At 60.2% G+C, this 16,213-nt stretch carries 14 protein-coding genes; 9 read left to right on the forward strand and 5 right to left on the reverse strand.

Going from position 1 to position 16,213, the window contains the following annotated elements:
• Positions 1-172: 172 nt before the first annotated feature.
• Positions 173-925 carry a type I methionyl aminopeptidase gene (gene map / locus ACIK7D_RS10760; RefSeq protein ID WP_065655656.1) on the reverse strand — a complete coding sequence of 251 codons (753 nt, stop codon included), beginning with the start codon at positions 923-925 and terminating at the stop codon, positions 173-175.
• Between the two features lie 54 nt (positions 926-979).
• Positions 980-2,041 carry an LLM class flavin-dependent oxidoreductase gene (locus ACIK7D_RS10765; RefSeq protein ID WP_080816120.1) on the reverse strand — a complete coding sequence of 354 codons (1,062 nt, stop codon included), beginning with the start codon at positions 2,039-2,041 and terminating at the stop codon, positions 980-982.
• A gap of 232 nt (positions 2,042-2,273) precedes the next feature.
• On the opposite strand from ACIK7D_RS10765, the gene ACIK7D_RS10770 reads away from it, so the two are divergent.
• The 5 genes from ACIK7D_RS10770 to ACIK7D_RS10790 all read left to right on the forward strand — a co-directional run bounded on the left by ACIK7D_RS10770 (position 2,274) and on the right by ACIK7D_RS10790 (position 9,218).
• Positions 2,274-3,050 carry a 3-hydroxybutyrate dehydrogenase gene (locus tag ACIK7D_RS10770; RefSeq protein WP_080816112.1) on the forward strand — a complete coding sequence of 259 codons (777 nt, stop codon included), beginning with the start codon at positions 2,274-2,276 and terminating at the stop codon, positions 3,048-3,050.
• Positions 3,051-3,188: 138 nt separating this feature from the next.
• Entirely contained in the window at positions 3,189-4,658 is a 1,470-nt protein-coding gene (gene xdhA, locus ACIK7D_RS10775) for a xanthine dehydrogenase small subunit (protein ID WP_400156269.1), read from the forward strand.
• A gap of 3 nt (positions 4,659-4,661) precedes the next feature.
• The gene (gene xdhB, locus ACIK7D_RS10780; protein WP_400156270.1) at positions 4,662-7,001 is read left to right on the forward strand and encodes a xanthine dehydrogenase molybdopterin binding subunit; all 2,340 of its coding nucleotides are present in this window, start codon (positions 4,662-4,664) and stop codon (positions 6,999-7,001) included.
• A gap of 195 nt (positions 7,002-7,196) precedes the next feature.
• On the forward strand, positions 7,197-8,051 hold the full coding sequence (xdhC, locus tag ACIK7D_RS10785; protein ID WP_400156271.1) for a xanthine dehydrogenase accessory protein XdhC: 855 nt from the start codon (positions 7,197-7,199) through the stop codon (positions 8,049-8,051).
• 237 nt (positions 8,052-8,288) lie between these two features.
• Positions 8,289-9,218: a LysR substrate-binding domain-containing protein gene (locus tag ACIK7D_RS10790; protein ID WP_020810938.1), complete on the forward strand. Its 930-nt coding sequence runs from the start codon at positions 8,289-8,291 to the stop codon at positions 9,216-9,218.
• Here the strand turns inward: ACIK7D_RS10790 and ACIK7D_RS10795 are convergent.
• A complete protein-coding gene (locus tag ACIK7D_RS10795) occupies positions 9,194-9,532 on the reverse strand; it encodes a hypothetical protein (RefSeq protein ID WP_003524238.1) in 339 nt (112 codons plus the stop codon). The genes ACIK7D_RS10790 and ACIK7D_RS10795 overlap by 25 nt on opposite strands.
• Positions 9,533-10,037: 505 nt before the next feature.
• On the opposite strand from ACIK7D_RS10795, the gene puuD reads away from it, so the two are divergent.
• From puuD to ACIK7D_RS10815, 4 genes are all read left to right on the forward strand, one after another.
• The gene (gene puuD / locus ACIK7D_RS10800) at positions 10,038-11,300 is read left to right on the forward strand and encodes a urate hydroxylase PuuD (protein WP_400156272.1); all 1,263 of its coding nucleotides are present in this window, start codon (positions 10,038-10,040) and stop codon (positions 11,298-11,300) included.
• Positions 11,297-12,607: a guanine deaminase gene (guaD, locus tag ACIK7D_RS10805; protein WP_400156273.1), complete on the forward strand. Its 1,311-nt coding sequence runs from the start codon at positions 11,297-11,299 to the stop codon at positions 12,605-12,607. Before puuD ends, guaD begins: the two co-directional genes overlap by 4 nt.
• Positions 12,608-12,913: 306 nt before the next feature.
• The gene (locus ACIK7D_RS10810) at positions 12,914-13,633 is read left to right on the forward strand and encodes a sulfite exporter TauE/SafE family protein (RefSeq protein WP_400156390.1); all 720 of its coding nucleotides are present in this window, start codon (positions 12,914-12,916) and stop codon (positions 13,631-13,633) included.
• A gap of 79 nt (positions 13,634-13,712) precedes the next feature.
• The gene (locus ACIK7D_RS10815; RefSeq protein WP_059754267.1) at positions 13,713-14,846 is read left to right on the forward strand and encodes an alpha-hydroxy acid oxidase; all 1,134 of its coding nucleotides are present in this window, start codon (positions 13,713-13,715) and stop codon (positions 14,844-14,846) included.
• Between the two features lie 289 nt (positions 14,847-15,135).
• Here the strand turns inward: ACIK7D_RS10815 and ACIK7D_RS10820 are convergent, their stop codons facing one another.
• Both ACIK7D_RS10820 and ACIK7D_RS10825 read right to left on the reverse strand, forming a co-directional pair.
• Complete coding sequence (locus ACIK7D_RS10820) at positions 15,136-15,480, reverse strand: multidrug efflux SMR transporter (protein ID WP_110756171.1); 345 nt, start codon at positions 15,478-15,480, stop codon at positions 15,136-15,138.
• Positions 15,477-16,061 (reverse strand): TetR/AcrR family transcriptional regulator, encoded by a 585-nt coding sequence (locus ACIK7D_RS10825; RefSeq protein WP_400156274.1) that lies wholly within the window; start codon positions 16,059-16,061, stop codon positions 15,477-15,479. Before ACIK7D_RS10825 ends, ACIK7D_RS10820 begins: the two co-directional genes overlap by 4 nt.
• Positions 16,062-16,213 lie beyond the last annotated feature (152 nt).

The raw sequence follows: 16,213 nt of genomic DNA on the forward strand, positions 1-16,213 counted from the left end.
CCGAGGGGGAGAAGGTGGCCCGAAGGGTCGGATGAGGGGGAACGTTGCCGGACTTCGGAGAGCTTGCCCCCTCATCCCGCTGCCGCGGACTTCTCCCCCTCGGGGAGAAGAAACAAGCGGCACGCGCTCGCTCCGACCTTAAAAGCGAGGGTGACGGAGGCAGGTGTAGCTGTCACTCCGCAAGCGTCAGCACCAGCGGCCCGTTCTTCGTCGCAACCACGGTGTGCTCATACTGCACCGTCGGCGCGCTCGGATCGCTATAGAGCGTCCAGGGATCGTCATCGCCGTCTTCGGCCCAATAGGCGCCCGTCGAGAGAAACGGCTCGACGGTGAACACCATGCCTTCCTGCATGATGCGGCGCTCGTCCTTGTCCGGCCAGGTCGCCAGTTCCTTCGGCTCCTCGTGCAGCGAGCGGCCGATACCGTGGCTGGCGAGATTGGTGATGAGCGTATAGCGGTTCTTTTTGGCAAAAGCGCCGATGGCGTTGCCGATATCGGCGAAAGGCCTGCCGGTTTTCACCTGCTGCAGGCCCGTCCACATGGCGCGCTTGCCATCGCGGCAGAGGCGCTCGATGTCCTTCTTCACCGGCGGCACGGCGAAAGAAGATCCCGTGTCGCCGAAAAAGCCGTTCTTCACCGCCGAGACATCGATATTGACGAGATCGCCCGCCTTGATGATGCGTGGCCCCGGAATGCCGTGGGCCACTTCCTCATTGACGCTGATACAGGTCGCGCCGGGAAACTTGTAGCAGAATTCCGGCGCCGATTGCGCACCGTTGTCCTCCAGCACCTTGCGGCCGATGGCATCCAGCTCGGCCGTGGTGATGCCGGGTTCCAGCGCGTCCGCCATGGTCTGCATCGCGACGGCGCACAAACGGCCGATGTCCTTCAGCAGAACCAGTTCTTCTTCGGTGGAAATGACCATGTCTCTGTCCGTCGTTCTGTATGGCGGGTCTCAAAACGCCCGCCTTGGCAATCATCAGGCCGTGGCTTTCACCGGATCGGCGCTCCCCGTCAATTCTTTTCTGACGATCGGGGCGACTTTCGTACCATAAAGCTCGATGCCGCGCATGATCTGATCGTGCGGCATCAGGCCGATGGCCATCTGAAGCAGGAAGCGGTCATTCCTGAACACGCCATGCGCCTTGATGATCTTTTCCGCCACCAGCTCCGGCTCGCCGAGGAAGAGATTGCCCTCCGGCCCGCGTGCGGCGTCGAAATGCGCGCGGTTCGTCGGCCCCCAGCCGCGTTCGCGGCCGATGCGGTTCATCACCTCCGCCTGCGGGCCATAAAACTGGTCCGCCGCCTTGTCGGTGGTGTCGGCAATGAAGCCGTGCACATTGATGCTGGTGCGCAGCTTGGTCTTTTCCTGCCCGGCGCGGCGCGCGGCCTCGTGGTAAAGATCGAACAGAGGCGCAAAGCGGCGATATTCGCCGCCGATGATGGCAAGCGCCACCGGCAGACCCATGGCGCCAGCCCGCGCCACCGATTGCGGCGTGCCGCCAACGGCGATCCACACCGGCAGACGGTCCTGCAAGGGACGCGGATAAACGCCGCGCCCGTTAATGGCGGGATGCTTGGTACCGGACCAGGTGACGATTTCCTGCTCCCGCAGCGCCAAAAGCAGATCGAGCTTTTCGGCGAAGAGCACATCGTAATCCTCGAGATCGTAACCGAACAGCGGATAGGATTCGATGAAGGACCCGCGCCCGGCCATGATTTCGGCGCGGCCGTTCGAGAGGAGATCGACGGTCGAAAACTGCTGGAACACCCGCACCGGATCGTCCGAACTCAGCACCGAAACGGCGCTCGTCAGGCGGATGTTCTTCGTCTTCACCGCCGCCGCCGCCAGCACGGTGGAGGGCGAGGAGACGACATAATCCGGACGGTGATGCTCCCCGAGGCCAAAGACATCGAGCCCGACCTGATCGGCAAGCTCGATCTCTTCGATGAGCTCCCGCAGCCGGCGCGCGCCTTCTGGCCCACGGCCATCGGCGGGGTTGGGATTGACATCCGCGAATGTGTAAAGACCGAGTTCCATAGATGATACCTCTGTTTGCTTGCCTCAGAGATAGGGACGGAAGCACCGGCAGGCAAATGCAGAATCTGGCGCAAAATCTGGATGCTTAGCTTCGAAAAAATGGATGGGCGCGGCCTGTTTCACCGCGCAACCGGGCTCCCCCGAAATGGCGCCCGAAATGGCGATTGCCAGCCCGCCCCCTTTGGGCATACCTTGCTTAAACATGTGCGAAGTAATGCAAAAAGGGGAAAGCATGCATCGGACAGTTATCGTGACGGGCTCTACAAGCGGTATCGGCCTTGCGATTGCGCAGCGATTTGCGCGGGAGGGTGCCAATATCGTGCTGAACGGTTTCGGCGATGAGGACGAGATCGAAAAACTTCGCCTTTTGCTGGAAGCGGAAAGCGGCGGGCGGGTGCTTTATCACCCCGCGGATATGACGAAACCGGACGAGATCGCCGATCTCATTCAATCCTCGCACGAAAAACTCGGCTCTGTGGATGTGCTCGTCAACAATGCCGGCATCCAGCATATCGCGCCTATCGAGGAGTTTCCGACGGAAAAATGGGACTGGATCATCGCCATCAATCTGACCAGTTCCTTCCATACCATGCGGGCTGCGATACCGCTGATGAAGAAGGCCGGCAAAGGCCGTATCATCAACATCGCATCCGCCCACGGTCTCGTCGCCTCGCCGTTCAAATCGGCCTATGTGGCGGCCAAGCACGGCATCATGGGCCTGACGAAGACGGCGGCGCTCGAGCTTGCGCAGACCGGGGTTACCGTCAACGCCATCTGTCCAGGTTATGTGCTCACACCGCTTGTTGAAAAGCAGATACCGGAAATGGCGAAGGTGCGCGGCATCAGCGAAGAAGCGGTGAAAAACGACGTGATGCTGGAACTGCAGGCGACCAAGCAGTTCGTCACCGTCGACGATGTGGCCGCCGCCGCACTGTTTCTGGCAAGCGACGCCGCAAGCAACATCACCGGCACCCATATTTCCGTGGATGGCGGCTGGACGGCGCAATAATTGCCGAACTTTCTTTCCGTTTTGGAAACAATGAATTGCCAAAACGGAAATCGATATGCGCGCGGCGGCGTGCATATGATGCGCAGGGATAATGACAAGAAACCGGCTCGGCAGCCGGTCAAAAAAGCAGGGCATTGCATGAACGACGCGATCAGCTTCATCCTCAACAGCGAAACCATCTCGCTGAAGGATTTCGGACCGACAGACACGCTTCTCGATTATCTCCGCATCAGCAAGCGGTTGACCGGGACCAAGGAAGGTTGCGCCGAAGGCGACTGCGGCGCCTGCACGGTGCTGGTCGGGCGGCTGCTGGACGGTTCGCTGCGTTATGAAAGCGTCAATGCCTGCATCCGCTTTTTAGGCTCGCTGCACGGCACCCATATCGTGACGGTGGAGCATCTGGCCGCGCGCGACGGTACGCTGCACCCCGTGCAGCAGGCGATGGTGGATTTCCACGGCTCGCAATGCGGTTTCTGCACGCCGGGCTTCATCATGTCGCTTTACGGCCTGTGGCTTGCCAGTGAAAACCCCGGCCGCGCCGACATCGAAAAGGCGCTGCAAGGCAATCTCTGTCGATGCACGGGTTATGAGCCGATAGTCCGCGCCGCCGAAAAAATCGCCGCTGCGCGCCCGAGCGCCCTGTTCGACCCGCTGCAACGCGACCGCACCGATATCATGGCAAGGCTCTGGGCGATCCGCGCCAATGAAACGATCACCGTTACCCACGGCGAGGATCGCAGCATCATTCCGGCGACACTGGCCGAGCTGACCGAGATTTACGCTGCTGAACCGAAAGCGATCATCGTTGCCGGCTCCACCGACGTCGGCCTGTGGGTGACGAAGCAGATGCGGGCGCTGAACCCGGTGATCTTCATCAACAATCTCGGGGATCTGCAAACCATCGCCGTGGATGAAGAGGGCGTGACACTCGGCGCTGGCGTCACCTACAGCCAGGCCTTCAAGACCATTGCAGACCATTTTCCGCCGCTTGCCCGGCTGTTCGACCGCCTCGGCGGCGAGCAGGTACGCAATATGGGCACCATCGGCGGCAATATCGCCAACGGCTCCCCCATCGGCGACACGCCGCCGGCGCTGATCGCACTGGGGGCGACGCTGACCTTGCGCTCCTCCTCCGGCAACCGCAGCCTGCCGCTGGAAAGCTATTTCATCGATTACGGCAAACAGGACCGGCTGAGCGGCGAATTCGTCGAAAAGCTTTTCATTCCGTTTCGGAAGCCGGAAAGCAGCTATGCCGTCTACAAGATTTCCAAACGGCGCGACGAGGATATTTCCGCGCTCTGCGGCGCCTTCAACCTGACGCTCGATGCCGACGGCGCGGTCGAAGACATCCGCATCGCCTTCGGCGGCATGGCCGGCACGCCGAAACGCGCCGCGCATCTGGAGGCGGCGCTTCTCGGCAAGGCGTGGTCGCAGGAAACCATCGATGCGGCGCGCGATGTGCTGGACGAAGATTTCACCCCGCTGACCGACTGGCGGGCGACTGCCGAATATCGGCAACTGACGGCCAAGAACCTGCTGACGCGGTTTTTCCTCGAGACTTCGGGGCAAAAGCAGGAACTTGTGCGTTTTGCACTGGAGGAGGCTTGAACCATGGACACCACAAGCTTCGACAAGACCAAGACCGAAATCGACGGCCCGATGCACGCCTCGCTCCGGCACGATTCAGCCCATAAGCATGTGACCGGCAGCGCCGAATATATCGACGATATTCCCGAACCCGCCGGATTGATCCACGGCGCTCTCGGCCTTTCCGACCGGGCACATGCCGAAATCGTTTCGATGGACCTCTCGGAAGTGGAAAAAACACCCGGCGTGCTCTGGGTCATGGTTGCCAAGGACGTGCCCGGCGAAAACGACATTTCTTCCGGCGGCCGTCACGACGAGCCGCTGCTGGCCGAAACCAAGGTGGAATTCCACGGCCAGCCGATCTTCGCGGTCTTTGCCGAAACCCGCGATATCGCTAGAAAGGCGGCCCGCAAGGCAAAGATCACCTATAAGGACCTGCCGCATTTCACCGATATCGATACGGCGATTGAAAATGGCGGCGCGCTGGTCATCGATCCGATGACACTCAAGCGTGGCGATGCCAAGCTGGAAATGGATGTCGCACCGCGCCGCCTCACCGGCACGATGCGGATCGGCGGGCAGGAGCATTTTTATCTCGAGAGCCACATCGCCATGGCCGTGCCGGGCGAGGATGACGAGGTGACGCTGTGGAGCTCCACCCAGCATCCGAGCGAAATCCAGCACATCGTCAGCCACATCCTGCAGGTGCCGTCCAACGCAATCACGGTGCAGGTGCGCCGCATGGGCGGCGGTTTCGGCGGCAAGGAAACGCAGGGCAACCAGTTCGCCGCCCTCTGCGCCATCGCTGCCAAGAAGCTGAACCGGGCCGTGAAAATCCGCCCGGACCGCGACGAGGACATGAGCGCCACCGGCAAGCGCCATGATTTCCGCGTCGATTACGAATTGGGTTTCGATGAAGAAGGCCGCATCCACGCCGTCGACGCCACCTATGCCGCGCGCTGCGGTTTTTCCTCCGATCTGTCCGGCCCGGTCACGGATCGCGCGCTATTCCATGCCGATTCCAGCTATTTCTACCCGCATGTGCATCTCACCTCGCGGCCGCTGAAAACCCACACCGTCTCCAACACCGCCTTTCGCGGCTTCGGCGGCCCGCAGGGCATGCTGGGAGCGGAGCGTTTCATCGAGGAAATCGCCTATGCCGTTGGCAAGGACCCGCTCGATATCCGCAAACTGAATTTCTACGGCGAGACCGGCTCCGGCCGCACCACGACGCCCTATCATCAGGAAGTCGAAGACAACATCATCGCCCGTGTCGTCGAGGAGCTGGAAACCTCCAGTGACTACCGCGCACGACGTGATGCGATCATTGAGTTCAACAAAACCAGCCCGATCATCCGCAAGGGCATCGCGCTCACCCCTGTCAAATTCGGCATCTCCTTCACCATGACCGCCTTCAATCAGGCCGGCGCGCTGGTGCATATCTATAATGACGGCTCCATTCACCTGAACCATGGCGGCACCGAAATGGGCCAGGGCCTCTACACCAAGGTGGCGCAGGTGGTGGCCGATGCCTTCCAGGTGGATATCGGCCGGGTGAAGATTACAGCCACGACGACGGGCAAGGTGCCGAATACGTCGGCCACCGCCGCCTCCTCCGGCACCGACCTTAACGGCATGGCGGCCTATGACGCCGCACGCCAGATCCGCGAAAGGCTGGTCAAATTCGCCACTGAGAACTGGAACGTGCCGGAAGAGGAAGTCGTCTTCCTGCCGAACCGGGTGCGCATCGGCATTGAGGAAATCGCCTTCAACGACTTCATCAAAAAGGCCTATTTCGCCCGCGTGCAGCTTTCCGCCGCCGGTTTTTACAAGACGCCGAAAATCCACTGGGACCGCGCCGCCGGCCGGGGCACGCCGTTTTATTATTTCGCTTACGGCGCGGCCTGCTCGGAAGTGTCGATCGATACGCTGACCGGCGAATACCTGATGGAACGCACCGATATTCTCCACGATGTCGGCAAATCGCTGAACCCGGCCATCGATATCGGCCAGATCGAGGGCGCTTTCGTGCAGGGCATGGGCTGGCTGACCACGGAGGAATTGTGGTGGGACGGCAAGGGGCGGCTGCGCACCCACGCGCCTTCCACCTACAAGATCCCGCTCGCCTCCGACCGGCCGAAGAGCTTTAGCGTCAAGCTGGCGGAATGGGCGGAAAATGCCGAGCCCACCATCGGCCGTTCCAAGGCCGTGGGCGAACCGCCCTTCATGCTGGCGATCTCGGTTCTCGAAGCCCTCTCCATGGCCGTCGCCTCCGTCGCCGATTACAAGGTCTGCCCGCGGCTTGATGCACCGGCAACGCCGGAGCGGGTGCTGATGGCGGTGGAACGGTTGAAGAAGGTGTGAGGGAGGACGTACCCATGCGGCCTCGCCCCCTCATCCGTCCCTTCGGGCCACCTTCTCCCCGGCGGGGAGAAGAAATTTGCCGTGCTGTCTCGCACTTCCTGAAAGCATGTAAGGTGGGCAGGGCCAGTGCTCCGGGTTTCTTCTCCCCGCCGGGGAGAAGGTGGCGCAAAGCGCCGGATGAGGGGGCCAGCCTCAATGCCTGACACCCCCCTGTCCACTTTCCTAGCCCGCCCTACCCCCGCAATCCTCGTCGAAATCGAGTCCGTCAAAGGCTCATCCCCGCGTGAGGCCGGCACCTTCATGCTGGTCTCACAGGCTGACCTGTGGGAAACCATCGGCGGCGGGCAGTTCGAATATATGGCGATAGACCACGCCCGCGCCATGCTGCGAACAGGTGCTGCCGAAGACCGCATGGATATTCCGCTAGGGCCGGAAATAGGCCAGTGCTGCGGCGGTCGCACCCTCATCCGCTTCCGGCGGATAACGGCGGAGATCGCTGCCGGGCTTGAGGCGCGGCTGAAGGGCGAAACCGAACAGCAGCCCGCCGTCTTCATTTTTGGCGCAGGTCATGTCGGCAAGGCACTGGCGGATGCCCTGTCGCTTCTGCCCCTGACCCTGACGGTGGTGGAAACCCGCGAAAGCGAGCTGCACGATCTTCCCTCAGTGGTGGCGTCCATACTGACCCCCATGCCGGAAGCATTCGTTCCGAAAATCCCGGCAAACGGGGCGGCCATCATCGTCACCCACGATCACGCGCTCGATTTCCTCATCGCGAAGGAAGCGCTTGCCCGCGACGATCTCGCCTATGTCGGCATGATTGGTTCGAAGACCAAACGCGCCACCTTCGCCCATTGGCTGGAACGGGAAGGAGAGCCCCCTTCCCGCCTTGCAAAGCTCACCCTGCCCATCGGCGGCACAAGCGTCAGGGACAAACGCCCCGCCGTCATAGCGGCCCTTGTGGCAGCCGAGTTGCTGCAAGCATTTTCCGCTGCCGAAATCCGTCGCAGCGAAAATCGACGCGGCCATCCTCAAGGCCAAGATCGCGCCTGAGCCCCTCCGGCAGGCTTTCATCCGCCAGATTGTCGGGTTGAAGGCTTTCAAGAGTAAACCGTTCCGCTGTCCGCAGACCCGCATGCAGGTGGGACCACGCGCGCAAGAGTGCTGTGCGCATGTTCGTCTCCATTCAAAAATGTCAGAAGCTCAGTTGATGAATTGAGCTAAAAATGCTCTGTTTTCCGGAGAAAAACCAATGAAACCTTCGGCAATTGGCATAAAGAGAATTTATCCATGAAAATGTCCCGCCAGTTTCCCCTGAACGCTCTGCGGGTGTTCGAAGCTGCCGCAAGGCATCTGAGCTTCACCAAGGCCGGCGAAGAGCTGGGCATGACCCAGACGGCGGTGAGCTATCAGGTGAAGCTGCTGGAGGAGAATATTGGCGAGCCGCTCTTCATCAGAAAGGCGCGGCAGGTCTCGCTGACCGAGGCCGGGCAGAAACTTGCGCCGAAAGTCGCGGAAGCCTTCAATAATCTGCGGGAGGCCGTGGACAATGTGCGCGACACGTCCGACGCGACCCTGACAATCCATTCCACCGCCACCTTCGCCTCACGCTGGCTTTCGCGGCATCTGGGTGCTTTCCAGCTCGAACATCCCTCGATCGCCGTGCGGCTCGACACATCAAGCGCATTGATCGATTTTTCCCAGTCGGACTGCGATGTCGCCATTCGCTGGAGCAAAGACAACGGCAAAGGGCTGATCTACCATCAATTGCTGCGCGGCGTTTACACGCCGATGCTGCATCCGGGCCTTGCCGAAAGCATCGGCGGATTGCACAAACCGGAAGACCTGCTGCGCCTGCGCATCATCGATCCCGGCGACATCTGGTGGAGCCAATGGTTTCGGGAAGTGGGTGTTGAAAATCCCGGCCTCGACCGTTATCCCCGCAGCCGCCTCAATGTGCAGGCCTTCGAAGCCGCCGCCGCGATCGCCAGCCAGGGGGTGGCCATGCTCACCCCGGAACTCTATGCCGATGAGATTGCGCTCGGCCGCCTTTATCAACCCTTCGAGCACCTCAGCAGCGAAGGAAAGAACTATTGGCTGGTCTACCCCGAAAACCGCCGGAACATCCGCAAGATCAGGCTGTTCCGCGACTGGATATTGAAGCGGATCGAGGAAAGCCGGCCGCAGCAACTGCCTCAAAACCCCATGTCCGGCGCATAAAAACAGCGGGGCGTGTCCTCATCCGGAAACAGGCAGAGATGATATTCGCCATCCTCGGATCGTCTTGCCTCGCGCTGCGACCAGTTGAAGACATGGCGTCGCGTGACCATGCGGTGATCGCCGGGTGCGAGCGAGACCTCGTAACCATCGGGGGTCACGCGGACGCTGCGCGTGGGGATCATCTGGCAGTCGCCGGTTTCGGCGTCGCCATTGCAGCAATAGCTTTCATATTTGAACCCCTTGTGGGATTCATGGGCAAGCGCGGTGGCGCTGAACGCCAGAGACAGGAAGAGGACCGTCAGAACAAGGCGCATCGGCATGGTCTCCGTTGAAACAACGGCGGCTGCCGGAAGATCATTGCGTCCCTTTATTCTAATTTCACATCAACACCCACCCGGACACAACGGCACCGGGAACTGCGATACCTGCCCCCTGATCTGCCCCCACCCAGGGTTCGCAGCGCCCGCTTTCGGAAGAACCGCCAGCGAAACATGTCATGGAAACCCTGCGCATCGGCGCGAAACCGGAATGATTTCCGGCAAGGCGCCCCGCAGGACTCCGCAGCCTTATATTTTAGCACATCGGCAGACTGCACAAAGGATAATAGCTGAGTCGCGTTAGCCAGCTAAGCACAAACTATGCGACAGGAATAAGCGGCTGCAACTTTACCGGGCCAATCCTTACGCAGAATGAACTCAACAGCGATTGCGGACACAAAAGGCGTCAGATTGTGAACAATCACCTCCGGCTCTCTGCTTTTCCCTTTCCTAAAGGTCAAATTTCTCGCAAGGTGCGCTGCACAAGGATCAGGGGAACCGCATGTACGAATACGCCATTGCGTGGGAATGGATGGCCTTTGCCGTCCGCTGGCTCCACGTCATCACCGCCATCGCCTGGATCGGCTCGTCCTTTTATTTCATCGCGCTCGATCTCGGGCTGGTCAAACGGGCGCATCTGCCGCCGGGGGCTTATGGCGAGGAGTGGCAGGTGCATGGCGGCGGTTTTTATCACATCCAGAAATATCTGGTTGCGCCTGCCCAGATGCCCGAACACCTGACATGGTTCAAATGGGAAAGCTACGTCACCTGGCTTTCCGGTTTCGCCATGCTCTGCATCGTTTATTACGGCGGGGCGGATCTCTTCCTGATCGATCATTCCGTGCTGGCGCTCACCCAGTTCCAGGCCATCTGTCTGTCGCTGGCATCGCTCGCCATCGGCTGGCTGTTTTATGATTTCCTCTGCAAATCGCCGCTCGGCAATAATACCTGGGGCCTGATGATCGTGCTCTATGTCGCGCTGGTGGCGATGGCATGGGGTTATACGCAGGTCTTCACCGGCCGCGCCGCCTTCCTGCATCTCGGCGCGTTTACCGCCACCATCATGTCGGCGAATGTGTTTTTCATCATCATTCCGAACCAGAAGATCGTCGTCGCAGACCTGATTGCCGGACGGACGCCGGACCCGAAATATGGCCGCATCGCCAAGCAGCGTTCACTGCACAACAACTACCTGACGCTGCCCGTCATCTTCTTCATGCTGTCGAACCATTATCCGCTGGCTTTCGCGACCGAGTTCAACTGGATCATTGCGGCACTTGTCTTCCTGATGGGCGTCACCATCCGCCACTGGTTCAACACCACCCATGCCCGCAAGGGCAAGCCGACTTGGACCTGGCTGCTGACCGCCCTCATCTTCATCGTCATCATGTGGCTTTCCACCGTGCCGAAAGTGCTGACCGGCGAGGAGGAGCAGAAGGCCGCGACCCTCTCCCCCATGCAGCAGCAATTCGTCAGCGACGCTCATTTTACCAAGGCGCGCGATGTGGTTCAGGGCCGCTGTTCCATGTGCCATGCGGCCGAGCCTGTCTGGGAAGGCGTGCCCTTCACACCAAAATCGGTGAAGCTCGAAACCGACGAACAGATCGCCGCCCATGCGCGCGAAATCTATTTGCAAGCCGGCCGCAGCCATGCCATGCCTCCCGGCAACATCACCGCCATCACCCCGGATGAGCGCAAGCTGCTGACCGCATGGTATGAAAGTGCGGTTTCCGGGGCAGGAAAAGCCGAAGGAAAGACTGAATGAGCATGGTTCTGCTGCGTGGCCGCCTGCTGAGCTTCCGCCGCGCGCCGCTCGCAATCGACGATACGCAAAGCTATCTCTATATCGAAGATGGCGGCCTGCTGATCGAAAATGGCAGGATCGCCGCCATCGGCGAATATGCCGATATCCGTAAGGCAGCCCCCGAAGACGTCGAGGAAAAGGATCACCGGCCGCATCTCATCGTGCCCGGCCTCATCGACATGCACCTGCATTTCCCGCAGATGCAGGTCATCGGCTCCTATGCCGCCAACCTGCTGGAATGGCTGAACACCTACACCTTCCCGGAAGAATGCCGCTTCGTCGAAACCGCCCATGCCCAGCGCATCGCCACGCATTTCTACGACGAGCTGCTGCGCCACGGGACCACGACCGCCGCTGCCTATTGCTCCGTGCACAAGACCTCCGCCGACGCCTTTTTCACGGAGGCCATGAAGCGCAACATGCTGATGGTGGGCGGCAAGGTGATGATGGACCGCAATGCCCCGCAGGGCCTGCTGGACACGCCGGAAACCTCCTATGACGAGACGCGCCAGGTGATTGCCGACTGGCACGGCAAGGGCCGCAACCACGTCGCCATCACGCCGCGCTTCGCCATAACCTCCACCCCGAAGCAGATGGAAGCCGCCCAGGCGCTGGCGCAGGAGTTTCCCGATCTCTTCATCCAGACGCATCTGTCCGAAAATCTGGACGAGATCAAATACACCTGCGAGCTTTACCCCGAAGCGACCGACTATACCGATATCTATGTGCGATACGGCCTGATGGGCAACAAGACCCTGCTCGGCCACGCCATCCACCTCTCGGAGCGCGAAGCGGACGTGCTGTCGGAAACCGGCGCGGTGGCCGTACATTGCCCCACCTCGAACCTCTTCATCGGCTCCGGCCTCTTTCCGATGAAGAAGCTGCAACGGCGCGAAAAGCCTGTTCGTATCGCGGTTGCCACCGACATCGGCGGCGGATCGAGCTATTCCATGCTGCGCACCATGGATGAGGCCTACAAGATCCAGCAATTGCTGGGCGAGCGCCTGAACCCGCTGGAAAGCTGGTATCTGATGACGCGCGGCAATGCCGAAGCGCTGTCCATGGTCGACCGCATCGGTACGCTGGAGGCCGGCACGGACGCGGACATCACCGTGCTCAACGCTTCCTCGACACCCGCCATGGCGCTGAAGATGGAAGTGGTGAACAGCCTGACCGAGGAACTCTTCCTGATGCTGACCATGGGCGACGACCGCACCGTGGTGGAAACCTATGTGGCCGGCAAGGCGATGAAAAGCGTGCTGGCATAGTTCGGCTGGGGCCGAAACATAAAGCTGCTAACTCGTTTACATCCGTCACATATTGGATCGAGCGTGTGCCGCCTCTTTCTTCTCCCCACCGGGGAGAAGGTGGCCCGAAGGGTCGGATGAGGGGGCAAGCTCTCGGCCTATCGTTGCCCTTGCCCCCTCATCCCGCTGCCGCGACCTTCTCCCCGGCGGGGAGAAGAAACGAGCTGCACCCGCTCGATTCTTAGTGATCGCCCGACGCCATCCCGGCCGAAATGCGAATGACCTCTGGAGTGCACCGTGCCGGATTTGGACACAACCACCATGCTCATGGTCTTCGCGACCTTCATCGTCGCCGGCATCGTCAAGGGCGTGACCGGCATGGGGCTGCCGACCGTCGCCATGGGCGTGCTGGGCCTTTTCATGCCGCCCGTCGTTGCCGCCGGCCTGCTCATCCTGCCGTCCTTCGTCACCAATATCTGGCAATTGCTGGCCGGGCCGGATTTCAGGGCCATCGTCGCGCGGCTGTGGCCGATGATGATCGCCATCGCCGCCGGCACTCTCATCGGCATCCGGCTGATGACGGCAGGCACCGGCGTCTGGACCACCTCGGCACTCGGATTATGCCTTGCGGCTTACGCGGCCTACAGCCTCTTCGCCAAACCCCTCTCCGTTCCGGCGCGGCTGGAATCCAGGCTCTCGCCGGCCATAGGGCTGACAACCGGCCTGCTGACTGGCGGCACCGGAATTTTCGTCGTGCCCGCCGTGCCCTATATCCAGTCGCTCGGTTTCAACCGGGACGATCTCGTGCAGGCGCTCGGCCTTTCCTTCACCGTTTCGACCATTGCGCTCGCCGCCGGCCTAGCCTCCCAGAATGCCTTTCACATCGAGCATCTGTCGCTATCCGCGCTGGCCGTTCTGCCGGCCCTTGCCGGAATGTGGCTTGGCCAGAAGATCCGTTATATCGTCAGCCCCGCCACATTCCGGCGCTGGTTCCTCATCAGCCTGCTCATACTGGGAGCCGAGCTGTTTTTGCGGGCTTTCTGGTGATGAGCCCTGTCGATTTTGATGTTGCAGCCGTCCCATTCATGTTATGTGAAGCCATCATTCAAATGTGAAGGCTTTATCCATGGGCAAAATTCTGACCATAGCGGACCTGAAGCAACAGGCTCAGCGCCGTGTGCCAAAAATGTTTTTCGACTACGCCGATAGCGGCGCGTGGACGGAAGGCACCTACCGCGCCAATGAGGATGATTTTTCCAAGATAAAGCTGCGCCAACGCGTGCTGGTGGATATGACCGACCGGTCGCTTGCCACAGAAATGGTCGGCGAGAAGGTTTCGATGCCGGTGGCGCTCTCCCCCACCGGGCTGACGGGCATGCAACATGCCGATGGCGAAATGCTGGCCGCAAAAGCGGCGGAGGAATTCGGCGTGCCCTTCACGCTCTCCACCATGAGCATCTGCTCCATCGAGGATGTCGCCTCCGTCACTTCGAAACCCTTCTGGTTCCAGCTCTACGTGATGAAGGACCGGGATTTCGTCAATAATCTCATCGACCGAGCAAAGGCCGCTGGCTGCTCCGCACTGGTGCTGACGCTCGACCTGCAAATTCTCGGCCAGCGTCACAAGGACCTTCGCAACGGCCTCTCCGCACCGCCGAAATTCACCCCGAAACATATCTGGCAGATGGCGACCCGGCCGAAATGGTGCATGGACATGGCCCGCACCAAGCGCCGCAGCTTCGGCAATATCGTCGGCCACGCCAAAAACGTCTCCGACCTGTCATCGCTCTCCTCCTGGACGGCGGAGCAGTTCGATCCGCGCCTGTCGTGGAAGGATGTCGAATGGATCAAGGAACGCTGGGGCGGCAAGCTTATCCTCAAGGGCATCCTTGACGAGGAGGATGCACGCGCCTCGCTCGATACCGGCGCCGACGCCATCATCGTCTCCAACCATGGCGGCCGCCAGCTCGATGGCGCCCACTCCTCCATCGCCATGCTGCCGAAGATCGTCGATGCCGTCGGCGACAGGGTTGAGGTGCACATGGATGGCGGCATTCGCTCCGGTCAGGACGTGCTGAAAGCCGTGGCGCTCGGCGCCAAAGGCACCTATATCGGCCGGCCCTTCCTCTATGGTCTCGGTGCCGATGGCAAGCAGGGCGTGACCACGGCACTGGAGATCATCCGCAAGGAGATGGATGTCAGCATGGCGCTTTGCGGCAAGCGGCTGATTACAGATGTGGACCGCAGCGTTCTGGCTTAAATCGTCGCTAAAGTTCGGAAACAAACTAGAGATAGCGACGACGGACGGCAAAATAATCCAATCAATGACTTTCTCCAGCATCCGATCAACAAGAATGCTAAAGACTCGCTTTGACAATCCTTTGAAATACAGCTTCCAACGGCGTCGGCGTTTTAGAAGAAATTTTGACAGAGCATTGCGCATACGTGCCTCCAAGAAAGGAGACCGCACTCATGCGCAGCCGGTTTTTCGATTTACATACAGATAGAACAAAGGGTGAATTTACGCAACAGAAATCGAGAAAAATTTCTCAATGCCCCACCGTCTTCGAAAACACATTCACGATCACCACGCCGGTGATGATGAAACCGAGACCGATAACGGCGGCAATATCCAGCGTCTGACGGAACACGAAATAACCGATGCCGGAAATCAGCACGATGCCGAGCCCGCTCCAGATCGCATAGGCAACCCCGACAGGGATCACGCGTAGCGTGAACGACAGCAGATAAAAGGCCGCGCCGTAAAATACCGCCATCAGCACCGTCGGCAGCCACCTAGTGAATTGCTGCGACTGCTGCAGGAATGAGGTCGCGATGACCTCACAGATAATGGCCGCGACAAGCGCCCCATAGGTGAAAAGTGCCGCGTTCATCGTTCCGTTTCCTTTGTCGTCTGGGCGATCATCCGGGCTCTGAGAGCCGCCCTGTCGCCACCTGCCCTGCCGTCATCGGCCAGAAGATCGGCAAACCAGATGCCGTCCGCCGCAAGCCTGACGAGTTCCAATACCACCCCCTCATCCGTTTCCTTATGACGGATGAGACGCCCTTCGAACCAGCTGGTCCACATGCGCCTGAGCGACGGTTCACCGACCATCGACACCGACAATGCCGCCCATTGCCTGCCCGATTCCCGGTCGCGATCGGAAAAAACCGCGTTCACATAGGCCCTCGTGAAGCATCCGTAAGCTTCACAATCCTGTGAGATGAGCGCGTCGATTTCCGCGTCCAGCGCCGAAAGAAGGTCCGCCATCACCGCCTCCAGCAAAGCCTGCTTGGAGGCGAAATGATGAAACAACCCACCCTTCGTCACTCCCGCCGCATCGGCCACCGCCTGCACGGAAAGTGCTGCAACACCCTGCTCGGCAGCGAGTTTCGCCGCGCAATCGAGAAGACTGCGGCGAACGACCTCAGGCTGCTTTTTCCGTTCATGTGCATTTTTCATATTTCGAAACATACCGGACGGTTGGTTTCTTTGCAAGGAAATTGTGAGGGCTGCCGCCGGCTTGAAATTCATACTTAATTAAGCATGAAAGCGATCTCTAAAGTTTTAGCGGTTTTGTTGCCGGAAAGTGTCAGTAAAACTTCGCCCATCGCGGCGGCCGAACA

This window comes from Agrobacterium sp. P15N1-A (assembly GCF_044626815.1).
Classification (GTDB): domain Bacteria; phylum Pseudomonadota; class Alphaproteobacteria; order Rhizobiales; family Rhizobiaceae; genus Agrobacterium; species Agrobacterium leguminum.

Excerpts from the sequence above, each read along its gene's own strand:
- map (WP_065655656.1), bottom strand. The coding sequence starts at position 925 with ATGGTCATTTCCACCGAAGAAGAACTGGTTCTGCTGAAGGACATCGGC.
- ACIK7D_RS10765 (WP_080816120.1), bottom strand. The coding sequence starts at position 2,041 with ATGGAACTCGGTCTTTACACATTCGCGGATGTCAATCCCAACCCCGCC.
- ACIK7D_RS10770 (WP_080816112.1), top strand. The coding sequence starts at position 2,274 with ATGCATCGGACAGTTATCGTGACGGGCTCTACAAGCGGTATCGGCCTT.
- xdhA (WP_400156269.1), top strand. The coding sequence starts at position 3,189 with ATGAACGACGCGATCAGCTTCATCCTCAACAGCGAAACCATCTCGCTG.
- xdhB (WP_400156270.1), top strand. The coding sequence starts at position 4,662 with ATGGACACCACAAGCTTCGACAAGACCAAGACCGAAATCGACGGCCCG.
- xdhC (WP_400156271.1), top strand. The coding sequence starts at position 7,197 with ATGCCTGACACCCCCCTGTCCACTTTCCTAGCCCGCCCTACCCCCGCA.
- ACIK7D_RS10790 (WP_020810938.1), top strand. The coding sequence starts at position 8,289 with ATGAAAATGTCCCGCCAGTTTCCCCTGAACGCTCTGCGGGTGTTCGAA.
- ACIK7D_RS10795 (WP_003524238.1), bottom strand. The coding sequence starts at position 9,532 with ATGCGCCTTGTTCTGACGGTCCTCTTCCTGTCTCTGGCGTTCAGCGCC.
- puuD (WP_400156272.1), top strand. The coding sequence starts at position 10,038 with ATGTACGAATACGCCATTGCGTGGGAATGGATGGCCTTTGCCGTCCGC.
- guaD (WP_400156273.1), top strand. The coding sequence starts at position 11,297 with ATGAGCATGGTTCTGCTGCGTGGCCGCCTGCTGAGCTTCCGCCGCGCG.
- ACIK7D_RS10810 (WP_400156390.1), top strand. The coding sequence starts at position 12,914 with ATGGTCTTCGCGACCTTCATCGTCGCCGGCATCGTCAAGGGCGTGACC.
- ACIK7D_RS10815 (WP_059754267.1), top strand. The coding sequence starts at position 13,713 with ATGGGCAAAATTCTGACCATAGCGGACCTGAAGCAACAGGCTCAGCGC.
- ACIK7D_RS10820 (WP_110756171.1), bottom strand. The coding sequence starts at position 15,480 with ATGAACGCGGCACTTTTCACCTATGGGGCGCTTGTCGCGGCCATTATC.
- ACIK7D_RS10825 (WP_400156274.1), bottom strand. The coding sequence starts at position 16,061 with ATGTTTCGAAATATGAAAAATGCACATGAACGGAAAAAGCAGCCTGAG.